Genomic DNA, 242 nt, shown 5'->3' with positions numbered 1-242 from the left:
TTCCGGCTGCAATGCCGGAAACGACAGCACGTTGGTCGGCTTGTCGATGCTGCGCCAGTTGGCGTTCAGGGTGCGGATGCCGGCGTCGTCGGTCAGCATCACCGCAAGCTCGGCGTCGGCGACATCGCGATCGCCTATGAGACGACGCGGCGGGAAGCCGATGAGGAACAGAAGCCGTTCGACCATCATTTGAGCCATCTGGCGGTGCATGGCTTCCTGCACCTGATCGGTTACGACCACGA

The 242-nt window shown here is 62.4% G+C and carries 1 protein-coding gene and 1 pseudogene; one reads left to right on the top strand and one right to left on the bottom strand.

All coding sequences use genetic code 11. The annotated features are described in order from the left end of the window. Positions 1-99: rRNA maturation RNAse YbeY (locus tag FNJ47_RS55285; protein ID WP_430649507.1), on the bottom strand; the 99-nt coding region annotated here is incomplete at its 3' end. 15 nt (positions 100-114) lie between these two features. Between FNJ47_RS55285 and ybeY the strand changes: the two are divergent. Next, a pseudogene (ybeY, locus tag FNJ47_RS52680) lies at positions 115-242 on the top strand (rRNA maturation RNase YbeY); the annotation flags it as partial.

This window comes from Bradyrhizobium uaiense (genome assembly GCF_010811875.1).
Taxonomy (GTDB): Bacteria; Pseudomonadota; Alphaproteobacteria; order Rhizobiales; family Xanthobacteraceae; genus Bradyrhizobium; species Bradyrhizobium uaiense.
This window is presented reverse-complemented; position numbering and strand designations above follow the sequence as displayed.